15 protein-coding genes and 1 tRNA gene are annotated in these 16057 nt (G+C 54.1%); 8 read left to right on the top strand and 8 right to left on the bottom strand.

Annotated elements, in window-relative coordinates; translation table 11 throughout:
* The first annotated feature begins 27 nt into the window (after nt 1-27).
* A complete protein-coding gene (locus BSR28_RS05260; RefSeq protein ID WP_073709597.1) occupies nt 28-261 on the top strand; it encodes a DUF3073 domain-containing protein in 234 nt (77 codons plus the stop codon).
* Between the two features lie 146 nt (nt 262-407).
* Here BSR28_RS05260 and BSR28_RS05255 read toward each other — a convergent pair whose 3' ends face one another.
* The 4 genes from BSR28_RS05255 to BSR28_RS05240 form a co-directional block, all read right to left on the bottom strand.
* The gene (locus tag BSR28_RS05255; RefSeq protein WP_198928931.1) at nt 408-1292 is read right to left on the bottom strand and encodes a DedA family protein; all 885 of its coding nucleotides are present in this window, start codon (nt 1290-1292) and stop codon (nt 408-410) included.
* On the bottom strand, nt 1289-2395 hold the full coding sequence (gene purM / locus BSR28_RS05250; RefSeq protein ID WP_073713555.1) for a phosphoribosylformylglycinamidine cyclo-ligase: 1107 nt from the start codon (nt 2393-2395) through the stop codon (nt 1289-1291). The genes BSR28_RS05255 and purM overlap by 4 nt, the downstream gene beginning before the upstream one ends.
* Nucleotides 2396-2410: 15 nt before the next feature.
* A complete protein-coding gene (gene purF, locus BSR28_RS05245) occupies nt 2411-3976 on the bottom strand; it encodes an amidophosphoribosyltransferase (RefSeq protein WP_073709599.1) in 1566 nt (521 codons plus the stop codon).
* Nucleotides 3977-4106: 130 nt separating this feature from the next.
* Nucleotides 4107-4361, bottom strand: a complete 255-nt coding sequence (locus tag BSR28_RS05240) for an HPr family phosphocarrier protein (RefSeq protein ID WP_073713554.1) — start codon at nt 4359-4361, stop codon at nt 4107-4109.
* Between the two features lie 217 nt (nt 4362-4578).
* Here BSR28_RS05240 and ptsP point away from each other — a divergent pair, with 217 nt between their 5' ends.
* From ptsP to BSR28_RS05210, 6 genes are all read left to right on the top strand, one after another.
* Entirely contained in the window at nt 4579-6291 is a 1713-nt protein-coding gene (gene ptsP, locus BSR28_RS05235) for a phosphoenolpyruvate--protein phosphotransferase (RefSeq protein WP_233120616.1), read from the top strand.
* Between the two features lie 257 nt (nt 6292-6548).
* Complete coding sequence (gene gdhA, locus BSR28_RS05230; protein ID WP_073713553.1) at nt 6549-7889, top strand: NADP-specific glutamate dehydrogenase; 1341 nt, start codon at nt 6549-6551, stop codon at nt 7887-7889.
* 336 nt (nt 7890-8225) lie between these two features.
* Entirely contained in the window at nt 8226-8621 is a 396-nt protein-coding gene (locus BSR28_RS05225; protein ID WP_073713552.1) for a sterol carrier family protein, read from the top strand.
* 158 nt (nt 8622-8779) lie between these two features.
* The gene (locus tag BSR28_RS09105) at nt 8780-10627 is read left to right on the top strand and encodes a hypothetical protein (RefSeq protein WP_073713551.1); all 1848 of its coding nucleotides are present in this window, start codon (nt 8780-8782) and stop codon (nt 10625-10627) included.
* Nucleotides 10628-10731: 104 nt separating this feature from the next.
* The gene (locus tag BSR28_RS05215; protein ID WP_073713550.1) at nt 10732-11367 is read left to right on the top strand and encodes a hypothetical protein; all 636 of its coding nucleotides are present in this window, start codon (nt 10732-10734) and stop codon (nt 11365-11367) included.
* Nucleotides 11368-11416: 49 nt separating this feature from the next.
* Nucleotides 11417-11490 (top strand) — tRNA-Gly (locus BSR28_RS05210).
* Between the two features lie 100 nt (nt 11491-11590).
* Here BSR28_RS05210 and BSR28_RS05205 read toward each other — a convergent pair.
* The 3 genes from BSR28_RS05205 to BSR28_RS05195 are packed head-to-tail and all read right to left on the bottom strand — an operon-like array spanning nt 11591 to nt 13856.
* Nucleotides 11591-12307 carry a hypothetical protein gene (locus tag BSR28_RS05205; RefSeq protein WP_073713549.1) on the bottom strand — a complete coding sequence of 239 codons (717 nt, stop codon included), beginning with the start codon at nt 12305-12307 and terminating at the stop codon, nt 11591-11593.
* 43 nt (nt 12308-12350) lie between these two features.
* A complete protein-coding gene (locus BSR28_RS05200) occupies nt 12351-12740 on the bottom strand; it encodes an iron chaperone (RefSeq protein ID WP_073713548.1) in 390 nt (129 codons plus the stop codon).
* A gap of 9 nt (nt 12741-12749) precedes the next feature.
* A complete protein-coding gene (locus BSR28_RS05195; protein WP_233120615.1) occupies nt 12750-13856 on the bottom strand; it encodes a hypothetical protein in 1107 nt (368 codons plus the stop codon).
* Nucleotides 13857-14231: 375 nt separating this feature from the next.
* Here BSR28_RS05195 and BSR28_RS05190 point away from each other — a divergent pair, with 375 nt between their 5' ends.
* Nucleotides 14232-15317 (top strand): magnesium and cobalt transport protein CorA, encoded by a 1086-nt coding sequence (locus BSR28_RS05190; RefSeq protein WP_073713546.1) that lies wholly within the window; start codon nt 14232-14234, stop codon nt 15315-15317.
* An 8-nt stretch (nt 15318-15325) separates the two neighbouring features.
* Here BSR28_RS05190 and BSR28_RS05185 read toward each other — a convergent pair whose 3' ends face one another.
* On the bottom strand, nt 15326-16045 hold the full coding sequence (locus tag BSR28_RS05185) for a HisA/HisF-related TIM barrel protein (RefSeq protein WP_073709607.1): 720 nt from the start codon (nt 16043-16045) through the stop codon (nt 15326-15328).
* Nucleotides 16046-16057 lie beyond the last annotated feature (12 nt).

Here is a 16057-nt window from a genome sequence, read left to right as displayed (position 1 = left end):
CCTATTAGAGTTAAAGGGGGTCACGTCATGGGGCGCGGCCGTCAAAGGGCTAAAGAAAAGAAAGTCGCACGGAAGCTAAAGTACAGCACGCCGGAAACCGACTACGAAGCACTACAACGTGAGCTTTCCGGGGCACGTCGCGCACGGGAAAACGATGATGAGGATCCCTACGCTGACCTAGCGGCTCTCTACAACGCCGATTTTGACGATGACGCTGAAGACGAGGAAGACGACTTCACTCGCGACGCGTGGTCAAAGTAGGCTCAGAAAAAGCTTAAGAAAAGAGCTAATACTCTGGTGATAACCACCGGGTATTAGCTCTTTTCTATATTTGCTTTCGTGGATCTAATCATCGGGGTGCCTGCCAGCTGCCCCAAAAGCGGTACGTCGGTTAAAGGGGCACTACCCTATCGACGAATCTGATCCTTAACTTCCTGCGGGACCTGAATCTTCTGCGTCTTTGAGTTACGGAACGCCATCACGATGATCAGGACCACCAGGCCAATCACCACATAATTAGCGACCTTCGCATACATTTCAAAGAAGCGAATCGCTGGCTTACCTAGGGCCACGCCTAAGCCAAAGTATGGGATCAGCCAGAGCAAAGAAGCTAGGTAGTCCACTAATAGGAAGGTCCGCAGTCGCATCCCTTCCATGCCGCTCAAGATGAAGATGACGGGACGTAAGGGCAAGGGGATAGGAATATAGGCAATGAAGATCCCCCAAATTCCCATTTTTTTAGCCCATCTTTCAGCAGTGGCGTAACCGCGTTGGGCTCGCTTGGAACGATTAGCCCAAGACTCGATCAGTCCGCGACCCCAAAGCTTTCCAGCCCACCAGTAGATCCAGTCGAATTTGATGATCATTAGGGCGCCAGAGATCATTGACAGGATCAGCACAGTGTTACTGACCATGCCTTCCGCCCAGAGGGAAGATAAACCAATTGAGCCGGTCTGTGATCCGACTAGGGCTACTAGCCACGGTACGCGGTCTGGTGATCCCAGCAGGTAAGCACGCAGCGGCATTAGCCCCAGTGAGATCAGACCAGAAACGGTCATGGCAATGAGGCACAGGTAGTCAGCGCGGGTTGGTTCCCGGTTCCAGGGGATGGACGGGTCTTCCCACCATTCGCCCTCAACTTCCGGTTCGTCAGCTTCGGATTCTTCTGTTTCCAGTTCTTCAGCTTCGGGTTCCGCTACTTCAGAGACGGTTACCGGCGCAGCCGAAAGTTCCAGCTCATCCTGGTGATTCTGTGGCAGTTCTTCCGGGGTAGGTTTTAGACTTTCGGTCACTGTAGCTTCCAGTTACCGCGTAGCAGTGCGGCGCCACCCTGAACACCCTTGGTGCCACTGATACGACGTTCGCCTTCTGCGCCGCCCGGATCCTTGGTGATCTCACCTAGGTGCCAAGCGTTGATGCCGTGACGGGAGCTGATGCGCATTACTTCTTGCGCGGCCTCGGCCTTAACAACCGCAACCATACCTACGCCCATATTCCAAGTATCTTCTGCGTCCTGGTCACTAACCCCACCTAGCTGCATGAGCAGCGGGAAGATGGGAGGTACCGGGCAGGTGGAACGGTCAGCGCGACCGGCCAAACCAGCGGGCAGCACGCGTGATAGGTTCGCACCTAAGCCGCCACCAGTAATGTGTGACAGGGCGTGTAGCTGACCCCCAACTGCCTCTTTCATTTCTAGACAGGCAGCAGTGTAAAGCATGGTGGGTTCTAGTAGTTCTTCACCCAGGGTGCGGCCCAGTTCGGGGACGTCACGGTCTAGAGTCCAGCCACTGTGCTTAAGGATAGAACGGACTAGCGAGTAGCCATTAGAGTGCAGGCCTGAAGCGGACATGGCGATCAAGGTGTCGCCTTCTTCCACCCGATCGGGGCCTAGTAGCTCATCTGCTTCGACGACGCCGGTAGCCGCACCGGCAATATCGTATTCGTCAGCTCCCATAACGCCGGGGTGTTCGGCAGTTTCGCCGCCCAGTAGCGGGGTGTTGACCTTTTGGCAGGCTTCGGCAATGCCGCGAACAATATTGGCAATACGTTCGGGTTCCACGTGGCCACAAGCAATGTAGTCAGTCATTAGTAGCGGCTTGGCACCGACTACCACAATGTCATCGACGACCATGCCGACCAGGTCTTGGCCGATGGTGTCATGGATGTCTAGGGCACGGGCGATCTCAATCTTGGTGCCTACCCCGTCGGTAGAAGTCGCTAGTAGCGGGCGACGGTATTCCTTGAGGGCACTGACGTCGACCATCCCGGCAAAACCACCGGTACCGCCAAAAACGTCCTTAGTGTGGGTGGCTTCCACCGCACTCTTCATGAGGTCCACAGCGCGGTCCCCTGCGTGAGTATCCACGCCAGCTTTTGCGTAGGAGAGTTTTTCCATGACGGTTCCTTTATTTCAGAGGGGTCGGTTAGTGGGCGGTGGGACAGGATAGTTACCGGTAAAGCAGGCGGTGCACAGGGAGTTTTCCGCCTGTCCGGTTGCGGCAATCATGCCTTCAACAGATAGGTAGCCTAGGGAATCGGCGCCAATGAACTCGCAGATCTGCTCGGTATTGTACTTGGCGGCAATCAACTCATCGCGGGTGGCAAAGTCAATCCCGAAGAAGCAGGGCCAGAGGACCGGCGGGGAAGAGATCCGCACGTGTACTTCCTTTGCCCCGGCTTCGCGCAGCATCTTAACTAGGGCCTTTTGGGTGTTGCCGCGGACGATCGAGTCATCGATAACGATTAGTCGCTTACCGGCAACTACTTCGCGCAGGGGGTTGAGTTTCAGGCGAATACCCAGCTGACGGATGGTCTGCGTGGGCTGAATGAAGGTTCGTCCCACGTAGGAGTTCTTCACGACCCCGTGACCGAAGGGGATCCCTGATTCAGCGGCGTAGCCGATTGCCGCGGGAGTACCCGATTCGGGGGTGGGCATGACCAGGTCAGCCTCGACGGGGTGTTCTTTCGCTAGGGCCGCGCCCATTTCTTGTCGCGAGGCAATCACGGAACGCCCGCGGATCTTCGTGTCCGGGCGAGCCAGATAGACGTATTCGAAAACGCAGCCGGCGGGACGAGCCTGTCCCCACTGGTAGGAGGTAACGCCCTCGCGGTTAATGACGATTAGTTCGCCGGGTTCAACCTCACGCACAAAGTCGGCGGCAATAATATCAAGGGCCGCGGTTTCAGAAGCCACTGCCCAACCGCCCTGGGTGCGTCCCAGAACCAGCGGGCGTAGTCCCTGCGTATCGCGTGCGGCATAGAGGTTGTTTTCGTCCATAAAGACTAGGGAGAAGGCCCCGCGTAGGACCGGCAGTACCCGCAGCGCGTGCTGGGTCAGGCTGGCATTGATGGGTTCTTCCTTGCCTGCAGGATTCGTTCCTGCCGAGGTCGCGTGGCACATTTCCACTACCGGTTCCGTGGGGTCGGTGGCCGGTTTGGTGGCAAAACGTAGGGTTTCGAGTTCCTCATCGGTGAGGTGCTCAGCCATGCCAAGTAGGGCGGTGATTACTGAGGTGTCAGTGGTGGCTCCCTTCCAGAATTCGCCGCCTAGATTGGGCTTGGAGAAGAGGAGTTCAGAGAGTTCTTTGGTATTGGTCAGGTTGCCGTTGTGCGCTAGGGCGATGGTACCTTCGGGGCCCGGGCCTAGGGTGGGTTGGGCATTGTGCCAGATGGAGGCGCCGGTGGTGGCGTAGCGGACGTGTCCGACTGCCTGTTGTCCCTGTAGGGACATGAGGGCGCGATCGTCGAAGACTTGAGAGACTAGGCCCATGTCCTTGTAGACCAGCATGGATTGCCCATCTGAGGTGGCAATACCGGCGGATTGCTGGCCGCGGTGTTGGAGGGCGTAAAGTCCAAAGTAGGTTAGTCGGGAGACGTCCTGGTCGGGCGCCCAGATCCCAAAAACCCCGCACGAATCCTGTGGCCCTTTATCCTGCGGGTCTAGTTCATGCGTGAGATTACCGTCTGGTCGTAGCACGGGCCTATTTTTTCACAAATCTAAGGTTTTTGTGTAGTGCATTTGAAGTTCTGGGGTGCTTTTGGGTGTGAAATGAGCCCACCTTGTGGTTCAAGGTGGGCTCGGTTTCGACTTTTCTGTCTAGTTTTTACTAGGCGTCTAGGTCTGAAGCGATCATTTCGGCTAGTTTTTCGACTGCTTCTTCGTTGTCTGAGGTAACGGTTACTTCGTCACCGTAGGCAGCACCTAGGGTCATAACCATCATGGCGGAGTCGGCGTCGACCTCTTCTCCGTTTAGCGATAGCGTGATTTCGTCGTCATATTCGCCGGCAGCTTCTGCAACTAGAGCAGCGGGGCGAGCGTGTAGGCCGACTTTGGATCCTACAGTTACGGTCTTTGAGGCCATGTTTTGTCTCCTTATATTCTTGGTTGCCCGGTTTGGTTGACCAGGATGATCGGTTCTTTGCGATCTAGGCAACAACGCCTACGGTCGTAATAGTACCGGTTCGTTCGGCTAATTGTAGCAAATTGGTATCACAGGTTACATTTGCGCAGTTTTGTCCTTAAACTGTCATTAGTTGTCTTTTTAGACCAAACATGTGCATTTAGTAAAGGAGCTAGCCGTGAGCGAGTCAGAATCCGAAGTCCAGCAGAGCGACGCCGCAGGTGCGAAGAAACTAATTATGGAAGGCACCGGCGTGGTTTCTGGCTTAGCCTATGCCCCCGTGGCGTGGGTTCGTCGTCCCGAACCGCCCAGCCTGACCGGTCCCGAATTGCCGGCCGATGAGGTCGAAACTGCGATGGAGCAGTTCCGTTTGGCCGCTGATGCAGTAGTAGAGGGCTTAGAGCACCGGGCCGCAAAATCTGAAGGTGATGCGTCTGAAGTTTTGAAGATGACCGCCGGCTTGGCGCGTGACAAGGCTTGGCGTAAGTCCGTTAACCGTCATATTAAGAGCGGCGTTCAGCCCGTTAATGCGGTCGCTAAGGCTACTGAAGAGTTTGTGAACCTCTTCTTGAAGGCCGGCGGCTTAATGGCGGAGCGTGTTACTGACCTGCGCGATATTCGTGACCGCGTTGCTGCTCGTCTTGAGGGTCGTCCCGAACCGGGTCTACCTGAGCCCTCAGAACCGGTTGTCCTTTTGGCTGATGATCTAGCGCCGGTTGATACTGCTGGACTAGACCCTGAGCTGTTTGTGGCGCTAGCTACTGAACTGGGTGGCCCCACTTCTCACACCGCGATTATTGCCCGCCAGTTGGGCATTCCCTGCGTGGTTGCCGTAGGCAAGATGAACCTGCTAGAAGAGGGCGATGTGGTCCTGCTTGATGGTGGTGAAGGTACCCTGCGTTTGGGTGCGGACCCGGAGCAGGCCAAGGCCCTAGTGAAGCAGGATCTGGAACGTCGCGAAAAGATCGCCGCCTGGAGCGGCCCGGCCCGCACTAAGGATGGCCATGCCGTCCAGCTTTTGGCTAACGTCCAGGACCCGGCGGGTGCTGCTCGTGCCGCCCAGTCCGAGGCAGAAGGCGTGGGTCTGTTCCGTACCGAACTTTGCTTCCTAGGTACCGCTACCGAGCCTTCGATTGATAACCAGGCTAAGCAGTACCGTGGCGTCTTTGAGGCCTTCGCAGGACACAAGGTGGTTGTACGCACCTTGGATTCCGGTTCCGATAAGCCGGTTCCCTTCGCTACTTTGGCTGATGAACCGAACCCCTCTTTGGGTGTGCGCGGTATTCGTACCCTGCGGATTAACGATGGTTTGCTAAGCAACCAGCTGGATGCCATTAAGCAGGCCACTGAGGGTGTCGACGTGGAAGCTTGGGTTATGTGCCCCATGATTTCTACCCTGCCTGAAGCCCGCGATGTGACTCGTCAGATTCGAGCCCGTGGCTTGAAGGCCGGCATTATGGTTGAGGTTCCCTCTACTGCTCTATTGATCGATCAGTTCATGAACGAGGTCGACTTCGTTTCGATTGGTACGAACGACCTGACCCAGTACGTGATGGCTGCTGACCGTCTGTCCGCTAACCTAGCTGACTTTACGACCCCTTGGCAGCCGGCCGTGTTGAACCTGATGGCTCGCGTGGCTGAGGCTGGCGCCCGTAAGGGTAAGCCGGTTGGTGTTTGCGGCGAGGCTGCTGCCGATCCGCTAATGGCTTGCGTGCTAGTTGGTATGGGCATGACTTCCTTGTCGATGGCTGCTGGTGCGATTAGCGCCGTGGGCGCGGCTCTTTCTGAGGTCACCTTGGAACAGTGCCAGGCTGCGGCTCGCGCGGTGATTTCTGCTTTCGATGATGAGCAGGCTCAGAACACGGCTCGTGCGATTTTGAATCTGAGCTGAACTGGCTGATTGCCGTTTAGGTTTAGCGTTTCTTGGGGCTCCGGTTTTCCGGGGCCCCAAGTTCTTTTGCAGGACGCTAGATTTTGGTCTTGACAGACCGCAAAAGGCAACAATTTACGTTTACTTTACTTTTTATTGAAAAGTAGTATCCTTAAAAGTGCGCCAAAAAGGATGGCCCAGGGAACTGCCTCGGGAAATAAATCTTTTTGGCTGATGGTTATCACTCTTATTGGCTTATATGTAGAAAGCAGGTTTTCATGAGTAACCAGATTATTGACCAAACGCTAGCTAAAGTTGCCGAACGAAACCCGAACGAACCGGAGTTCCAGCAAGCAGTTCATGAGGTCCTTGAGTCCCTCGCTCCCCTAGCTGAGTCTAATCCCGAGTTCTTTGAACAAAACCTGCTAGAACGCATCGTTGAACCTGAACGCCAGCTGATCTTCCGGGTCCCGTGGGTGGACGACCAGGGTCAGGTGCAGGTTAACCGCGGCTTCCGCATTGAGTTCAACTCGGCGTTGGGCCCGTACAAAGGTGGCCTGCGTTTCCACCCGTCGGTAAATATTTCGATTCTTAAGTTCCTTGGTTTTGAGCAGATTTTCAAGAATGCGCTAACCGGCCAGGGCATTGGCGGCGGTAAGGGCGGCTCTGACTTTGATCCGCACGGCCGTTCCGACGGTGAGATTATGCGTTTTTGCCAGTCGTTTATGACTGAGCTTTACCGCCACTTGGGCGCGGATATTGACGTACCCGCGGGCGATATTGGTGTGGGTGGCCGCGAGGTTGGCTACCTGTTTGGCCAGTACAAGCGCCTGACTGGGCGTTACGAGGCTGGCGTGCTGACCGGTAAGGGCGTGGGCTGGGGCGGTTCCTTAGCTCGCACCCAGGCTACCGGTTACGGTCTGGTTTATTTTGCGCAGGCCATGGCTAAGACTCGCGATCTGGACCTGAAGGGTATGACGGTCGCAGTTTCTGGTTCCGGTAACGTGGCGACTTTCGCTATTGAAAAGGCTCAGCAGTTGGGCGCGATCCCGGTTACCTGTTCTGATTCCGCTGGCTGGGTTCACGACCCAGAGGGGATCGACTTGGACCTGCTACGCGAGATTAAGGAAGTTAAACGAGGCCGCGTAAGCGAGTATGCCGAAAGGCGTCCTAGTGCGACTTTCCACGATTCGGGCCGCCCCTGGCAGGTAAAGGTTGATGTGGCGCTACCTTGCGCAACCCAGAATGAGCTGGACGCGGATGATGCGAAGACTTTGATTGAGAACGGTTGCCAGCTGGTAGCTGAGGGCGCGAATATGCCTTGTACTCCGGAGGCGATTGAACTGTTCCAGGGTGCGCACCTGTTGTATGCGCCTGGTAAGGCTTCTAATGCTGGTGGCGTCGCAACCTCGGCGTTGGAAATGTCTCAAAATGCGCAGCGTGAGCAGTGGTCTTTTGAGCAGGTTGACGAGCGCCTGCAGGAGATCATGCATGACATTCATGAGGGCTGCGCTCAAACTGCGGAAGAATTTGGGCAGCCTGGGGACTACGTCCTAGGTGCGAACATTTTGGGTTTCCAGCGGGTAGCTCAGGCCATGTTTGCACAAGGTGTGATTTAGAATGGTAGCTAGTTGACGTATTTCGACCTTTTTGGTTGACATACTGATACCGCTAAGAAAGGGGCCGGGGGCTGTCTAACATTGACTTTCCCGGCCCCTTCCGCCCTCTCTTGAGCGTCCCCAGCGCGGACCGGGGAGTCTAATTACCTGGTTTGGTCAAAACCAGGAGGCTTCAGGTGCACTTTGGGTGGGTCGTTCGCTATAAGTGTGACCACACTTTAATTTAGTGACACTAAGTACCTTACTAGCTTTGAAAACAGTTCGCGCCGTGAATTCTTTTGCGTTCGTCACGAAAACTAACCCGATTTAGTTACACCGTTGAGCTATGGTTTATATATGGCCAGAAGAAAGATTGATTACGAGGCCGGGAAAGCGGCTTTTACCTTATCTTCCTCCCTTATATATAAAGGAGAGGAACCTGATCTTAAGTCCCTGATGACTGCGGTTCGCTTTAGTTTGGAGGAGCTGGCGGAGCGTTTTCCGGGGCGTGCGGTGGAGATTCGGATTCCACCGGCTGGGGCGGTACAGATTCTTTCTGGGACGACTCATCGTCGCGGTACTCCACCGGCAGTGGTGGAGTGTGACATGCACACCTGGATTCGGCTTTGCGACGGGACCTTGGTCTGGAAGCAGGCTTTAGAAGAAAATTTAGTCAACGCGTCCGGTGAGCGCACTAACTTAGAAACAATATTGCCCATGTGGTATCGATTTCACGAGCAGACAGCCACATAAAATATCGTAGGTTTACATTATTTCCTGCTAAAGACACGATTTTGTTACCAAGTTGAAACCAGTTGGGGGTGGCACTTTGCGGCGGAAAAGTATAGGCTACGACACAAGGGCTTGATCGCCCATCATCAGATACGACCAATAAAACTCAAGGAGTTAATATGACCATGGTCTCCAAGCGCATCGGCGTTGCCGTTGCTTCTCTAGCGCTGCTCGGAAGCGGCTTGACTGCAGCCTCCGCTTTCGCAGCTCCCGTACTACACGCAAGCGATCCGCTTCCTTGCGATGCTAATCAGGTTGTAACCTACACCACCCCTGCTGGTGAAATTTCCCTTGATGGTAAGACCTGGACCAGCAGCGTCGCCAAGAAGGTTGCCGTTGGCAAAGGCACCTTCAAGTTCGGTTTCCGCGAGAACGATAAGTCCAGCGTGTCCTTCCGTAACGTTGCCTACAACTGCGTAGTCAAGACCCCGGAAGCTCCCAAGCCGGCTCCCAAGCCTGCTGAGCCCACCCCGGCTCCCAAGCCTGCTGAGCCCACCCCGGCTCCCAAGCCTGCTCCCAAGCCTGCTCCCAAGCCTGCTCCCACCGAGGAAAAGACTCAGCCCGTTATCGATCCCACCCTAAAGAACCCTGATGGTGAAACCGCAAAGAAGAAGGTAACTGAGGTTACCGTCGACGTTAAGGTTCCCACCGTTACCGGCGTTAAGGGCGACGAAAAGGTTGAATTCAACGCTCTTGTTAAGGTTGCTGCACCGGTTAGCACCTCTGTTGGTGACCGCTACGGCTTAACCTTCAAGGCTACCAAGAACCACGACATGGTTTACACCGTCGTCAACAAGGCAACCGGCAAGCTAGCTGCCACCCCGCTTACCCTAAAGGCTGGCGCTGCTGACAAGACCCTATACTTCAACGCTGGCAAGTACGCCGTTAAGGCTCAGAAGGTAGGCGGCGCTCTACTAGCTGCTGACGTTAACCTAGGCCAGGTTGTTAAGAAGCCCGTAACCAAGAAGGTTCCGGTTCCGACCCTGACCGAAGTTGCCCCCGAAGTTAAGGTTCAGCTAGAAACCCTCTTCTCCGTCCAGAAGGAAACCCGTGATGGCGTAACCCGCTACCACCTAACCCTAAAGCCCGGCAAGAAGGTCACCTACGAATACAACCTATTCGACGCTAAGACCGGCCTAAAGGCTATGAAGACCGTAGTCCTCAAGCCCGGTGACAAGCCTGTCGTTCGTTCCTTCGATGCTGGCAAGTACCTACTAAAGGTCACCAAGGTTGGCGGCGAAACCCTATCCGCTACCCTAAACCTCGGCCAGGTTCGCGTAGAAGCAGTTACCGAAACTGCTCTAGTAATGCCTGCTGACGCCATCGTTGTTGACGCTCGTTACGGCATCAAGCCCACCTGTGTTGATGGCAAGGAAATGCTATCCTTCAAGCTACGCCAGGATGACCTATCCAACGTAGTCCGCTACGGCATCGGTGAACTAAACGCCAAGGGTCAGCTAGTCAACGCTCCCGAACTAAAGCTAACCCCCGGAGTTGCCAGCCTAGTTGCACGTCCTGCTGACGGCAAGTACATCGGTATGCGCCTAGACGCTTCCCGCGTCACCGGCTCGAACGCTGCCAAGGCTGACAAGCTATACTTCGCAAACGGCACCAAGGCCGCTATGTTCCCGGTCTCCGAACTAGCCCTAGCCTGCAAGACTGCAGTTGCCCCCGGCGAAAACGGTAAGACCCCCGAAGCCAAGAACCCGGAAACCACCAAGCCGGTAGATGGCAAGACCCCCGAAGCTAAGACCCCCGAAGCTAAGACCCCCGAAGCTAAGTCCCCCGAGGGCAAGGCTCCGGCCAAGGATGGCAAGAAGCCTGCTGCTAAGGCTCCTTCCGCCAAGGCCCCCAAGGGCACCAACGGTCTAGCTAACACCGGTGCTGACGCCATGGGCCTACTAGGCCTATCCGCTCTAACCGCTCTGGTTGGCGCTGGCGCAGTTGCAGCTCGCCGTCGCAAGTGAGCTCCTAGCACCAAACTCCCGTAAGGGAACAACTTAAACAGTCTGCCCCGATCTTGAACAAGATCGGGGCAGACTTATGAAGCTAAAACCACCAAAGGAAAGTCATGCAATCGTCCCACAAGACACCCAAAACCCGACCCCTCCTAGCACTAGGTGCAATCGCCCTCGCAGGCTCCCTCGGGACGAACCTAGCCTACGCGGACACACCCGAAAGCCCAGCTACTACACCGACACTCCATGAGGTTCTAGAAAACTACACCAACGCGCCCGACGGCTTCGACTTCGAACGCTGGTCTCGTGACTACTGTGGCACCGAAAACGACGGCGTAAAACTCGAAAACCGCAAAGGCGTAACCTACAGCGTAAACGGCGAACCCGTCGAAGGGTGGGTCTCATTCGCAGACCCACAAACAATCCTCGTCATCAGCATCAGTAACCCGGCCCCCGGACAAGCCGATGAATACTCCGTCAACCGTGAAGTCCTAAAATTCACGGACACAGAATGCAAACCCGGTGAAGCCCGCTCCACCGCCGAAGGCGAAGGCGACAACACCAAAAACGGTGAAACTCCCGAAACCATCCTCGAAAAAGAGGCACAAGGAGAACAAAGCAGCTGGGGCCTCAGCCGCTGGATCGCCTACCCCCTAGCAGCAGTTATCGGCCTAGCAGTCGGCGTTGGCGGCTACCTAAGCTACACCCGTAAAAAGGGCAAAGAAACCGAAGCTAAAGTGGAAAAATAAGTAAAACTCCACTATTATCTTCAAGGAAAGTCTCCCAGAGACTTCCACTGCGGACGTAGTTTAATGGTAAAACTGCAGCTTCCCAAGCTGCTGTCGCGGGTTCGATTCCCGTCGTCCGCTCCAAAAATAAGCCCCGTATTCCGAACCGAATACGGGGCTTAAACAATTCAAAACCTCCCAGAAACAGACAGACCTGAACTACGCTAAATCAGCGAAGCTTCGCTTAAGAATCTGCCTGTCCGGGAAGGCCCATAACGATCCGATTCAAATACTGGTCAGCCTCAGGATTCTGCTCATAAAAACGCTGGTGTCCAGATAACAACACGTCACCCAAGAACTGGCGCCATTTTTGAGCTTCCTGCTCCCAACCTGGATCATAAGCGGTGACTTCACCCAGCTGGAAACGTCGCTTATTAAGCTCTTCAATGATCCTGATGAGCGCTAAACCATAGTCCTTCTGCGCATCATTAATGGTCAGTTCTTGATCTGCTGAAGAAACCACAAAACGCGGATAAACCGCCGTATGCGTTGTCCCCCAAGAAACCATGTCCTGAATCGGCGCATGAGAAATTTTTTCAATCTCATGGAAAGCTATCTGCTTCCTTGAAAAAATGTTCCTTTGCCACAAAACTTCGTTGGTAACACCAAAACGCACGAATAATAAGTAGAAACCCACCAGGAAAAACAACACTGAGAATCCCAGCAAAGTCCCACTGACCGGACCCACAGCTAAGGAAGTACCCGAATCATCACTACCCAGAAAAACTGCTGCGCCGCCGGCACTTAAAAATAGTAAACCGGCAACCATCGCCAACAGCCCAAAGGGGAAAAAACTACTATATGAATGCTCAAGACTGGGATCTTCCTTCAGGCGATCTCTGCTTGACCCCATGAAAAAGAGGTCAACCAAAGTTTCAATCAGCTCATCAATAAAATCCATTACTCTACCCTTCAGGTAAATTCACTAGTACCCAGTACTTACTTCAGTCTTTCGGATTCGGACGCCAGAAGCTTTGACAGTCCTGCTTAGTGGCAATCTGGTAGTCAATCAGCTTAGCCGCAAGTTCATAATCGAAAGGTTTAGCCCACGGCTGGCGAATAAACATCTTTCCGAAGTCAACTCCGCCCTCCTTCAGCTCTGACTCAAAATGAATCATCGTGTGCCGCTCTGGAGCCATAGCCATATGTTTCTTAGCTGCCGAAAAACCAATAATAAAAGTCCCATGATCAGTGAACATCGGCTGATTCCACGCAATCCGTAGTTCCAACTGAGGATAGGTTTCTTGGACCCAATTAATCACCTCAGCTACCCGCTCACGGGGTAGACCCGGCTCAATCGTGTCCATAAATTCGGTCAAAGTTTTGATTGCCATGGCATCATCCTACTTCTCTTCGGTAGGCATATCCTCAAAAGGCTTGTCCTGATCTGCGGCTCCCGGAACATCATCTGGGACTCGCTGTTCTCCGAATGACAGTGGGTCATGCAGTGGTAGCCGGTTATTCAAACCTTGAGTTACTCTACCGGGCTCGACATAGTAGAGTTCAGCTAGCTTGCCATCCTCCAAGTTCCAGAAATACCTTCCCCAACGATTATTGGCCACAAGATGGTAAACAGATCCACAAACGTAATCCTGGCTCGATCTTGACACAGCGAAAAAGGCCTGAGCAACATGCTGGCACTGCTGCGCTACTAGCGCAGTAGGCACCGTGTTCCAATACTTAATGCCGATTTCTTTTGCTTTCCGCAGATCGTTTGCTGGATATCTTCGTACCGGTTCAGCGGTGGGGCTAGGTGTTGAAATCCTAGGGGCCAGGGGCTGACCATTCACCAAAAGATCCTCGGTACCAAAGGTGAAAAACCGAACCTGCTCATCAGGTGTTTTTTTGTTGAAAGCATAAGAAAAGTCCACAAAACTGGGCACTCCCGGTATCACCTCTTGATATATCTTCAGGTCATCAATGACTTGAAGGTTAGGCACGGTCTCTGCCTTCTTGGAGACAGAGCCCGCATTAACAAAACCGCTAGTACTATTTGAAGAATTTTCAAAACTAGAAAATTCAAGACTTGGGTTTACCTTCACCCAGTCGATTACCTTCTGTGTTCGCTCAATACTATTTTCATCCTGGATCTCAAACCCAAAGCTTTGCGTTTCGAATCGAATATGCACCCTGTCAAAGGTCCTCTTTAACCCTAAGACTGCCTGCCAGGACTCTTCATTGGGCGGAATTTCATTGTATTGAAAAGAAATGGATTTACTGTCTCCCAGATCAATGGTGAAAGTGTGATAACTTCGTCTAGTTGAATCCTCTTCCCCTAGCTTTTTGAAAAAATCATTGAGCTCTTGGGCGCTTGTTTCAGGCTTCACCTTAAAGGTGGTCATACCTTGGCGGCCCGTATTGAACCCATCGCCTCTCCGTTTATGTTTGTAACTCTCAATAAAAGGAGTTTGTGCCGCTAGTTGGTCAATCACTTTTTCGCTTTTTTCCACCTGTTCCCAGCTGGCACTGCAGGCAGAAAGGGGCATTGCAACTAGCCCCGCAAGTAGCATTACTAATGCAGCACGTCTACTTCCAGACCTACTACTGATCCCAAACACTTTCTCAACCTTCGCCTTTCAAAACCACTGGTGCCGACAGAAGCCGGGCAACAAATACTGCCCCAGGCGACACTATGCTTCCTGATCTAATAGTTGAATCCTACCTAAGCGAAGCAATATAAATCCCCCAAACGGGCACAACTCCCCATATTTAGGGCAAGACGTTAGACTATTGGTGCAAGAAAACCTAAACTTTGCCAAAATGCAGCAGCCTGGCAGTGGGCCAAAACCTGGCGGTCACCAATACCGAAACTTAAAGGAGCTAAGATGCGCGAACGTAAAGACCCCAATCGGTCCCCACGTACCGTTCCCGCCCTACGGGTAAGCTCCACCCCCGGTTCTACCGCCACCGGCGGCACCGCGGCAGGCTTCCCCGCGTTCGTCTACAACAATGGCGACCCGATCCCCACCTGCGACTGGGACACCATCGGAGACGTCAACGAGTTCGTTAACACCCCAAACCTTCCCGAAGAACGCCTAGGCATCGTATTCCTTGACAAGCCCAGCACCGAAGACATTATTCGCTTCGCCGGGCAACTAAACCTCTCCACCCTACTGGTGGAAGACCTCATCGCTGGTGGTCAGCGCCCCAAGCTAGAACACCACAAGGATGCCCTATTTATGGTGCTATCCCGGCCCGTCTACATTGACGACCTAGAATTCGTGGAATTCACCGAACTCCACATCGTCCAAAAGGACAATCTATTCGTCGTCATCCGCAAGAACTGCCCCGCAAAAAATACCTGGAACTATAGGCGGATGCTGCCCTCAAAAAAGCAGGTCCAGGCCGGTCCGGAAGCAGTCCTTTACCACTTCCTCGACTTCGTGGTTGACGCGGCCATGCCGGTAGCGCGCGGCATTCAAACTGACGTTGACGAGATTGAAATGCAGGTGTTCACCGGTGACCCCGCAGCCCCCGAACGTATCTACCGTTTGACCCGTGAGGTCATCGAACTACAAAGGGCACTAACCCCCTTGGTAGACATCATTGAAGACCTAGAATACGGCTTTACCGGCCGGGAAATCACCGAAGCCCTGCGGGCCTTCCTAGATGACGTAGAAGACCACTTGACCCGCACCGTCGCCCAGATTCAAGACTTCCGCGACCTGCTGACCCAGATCCTGCAGGTTAACGCGACCCTGGCGGATCAGCGTCGAAATGAGGATATGAAAACCGTGTCCTCATGGGGTGCTATCTTGCTACTTCCCACCCTGATCGGTTCAATCTACGGCATGAACTTTGACGTCATGCCAGAACTGCACTGGCGTTACGGATACCTGGGGGCAATCGGCCTAATGCTCCTGTCAGCCACCGCCCTGTACTTCGTATTCAAGAAGCGCGACTGGCTCTAAGCAAAGCTTCAGCGGCAGGTTTCTAGCGCCTCGCGCAGCCCAAACTTACCCTCATAGAGGGCCTTACCGACAATCAGACCACCTAGGCCTTGCGGCTGCAGGGCTTTCAGGTCCTCAATATCGCTTAACGAGGCCGCCCCGCCCGAACTAATTACTTTCGCGTCCGTATTCGCGCACACCTGAGAAAGCAGTTCTAGATTCGGCCCGCTTAGCGCTCCATCACGTTCCACGTCGGTTACGTTCAGGCGTCGGCACCCCAGCTGGTTTAACTGTTCTACCACCTGTTCCCAGGGGCCTAGATCAGTTTTAGTTCCTCGGGGACGCACATGCCCATCCCGGACATCTAGGGCTACCGCTAGTCGTTCAGGGTAGTGCTTAAAGATTCGCTCAAGCCAGTCCGGGTGCCCCAGCAGGGCTACCGCAGAGAGGTTCACCAGTTCCGCCCCGGTGGTCAGGGCCCAGTCCAAATCTAGCGCCGAGTTCAAGCCCCCTGAAATCTGTACTTGCAGGGGACTGATCGCGATTAGCTCCTGCAGCAGGGCCCGGTTATCGCCCCGCCCGAAGGCCGCATCTAGGTCCACTAGGTGTACCCACTGGGCTCCTTGACGGACAAAGTCTTGGAAAGTCAGACGTGGGTCTCCCACGGCTTGTGCTCCCTGGGTTTGCCCCTGCTGTAGTCGCACGGAACGTCCTCGCATCACATCAATGGCGGGTAATAGTTCAAACATGGTTGGTCCCTC

It is taken from the genome of Boudabousia liubingyangii (genome assembly GCF_001907245.1).
Classification (GTDB): Bacteria; Actinomycetota; Actinomycetes; order Actinomycetales; family Actinomycetaceae; genus Boudabousia; species Boudabousia liubingyangii.
The sequence above is the reverse complement of the archived record's forward strand: the minus strand, read 5'-3'. Positions and strand labels throughout refer to the sequence as shown.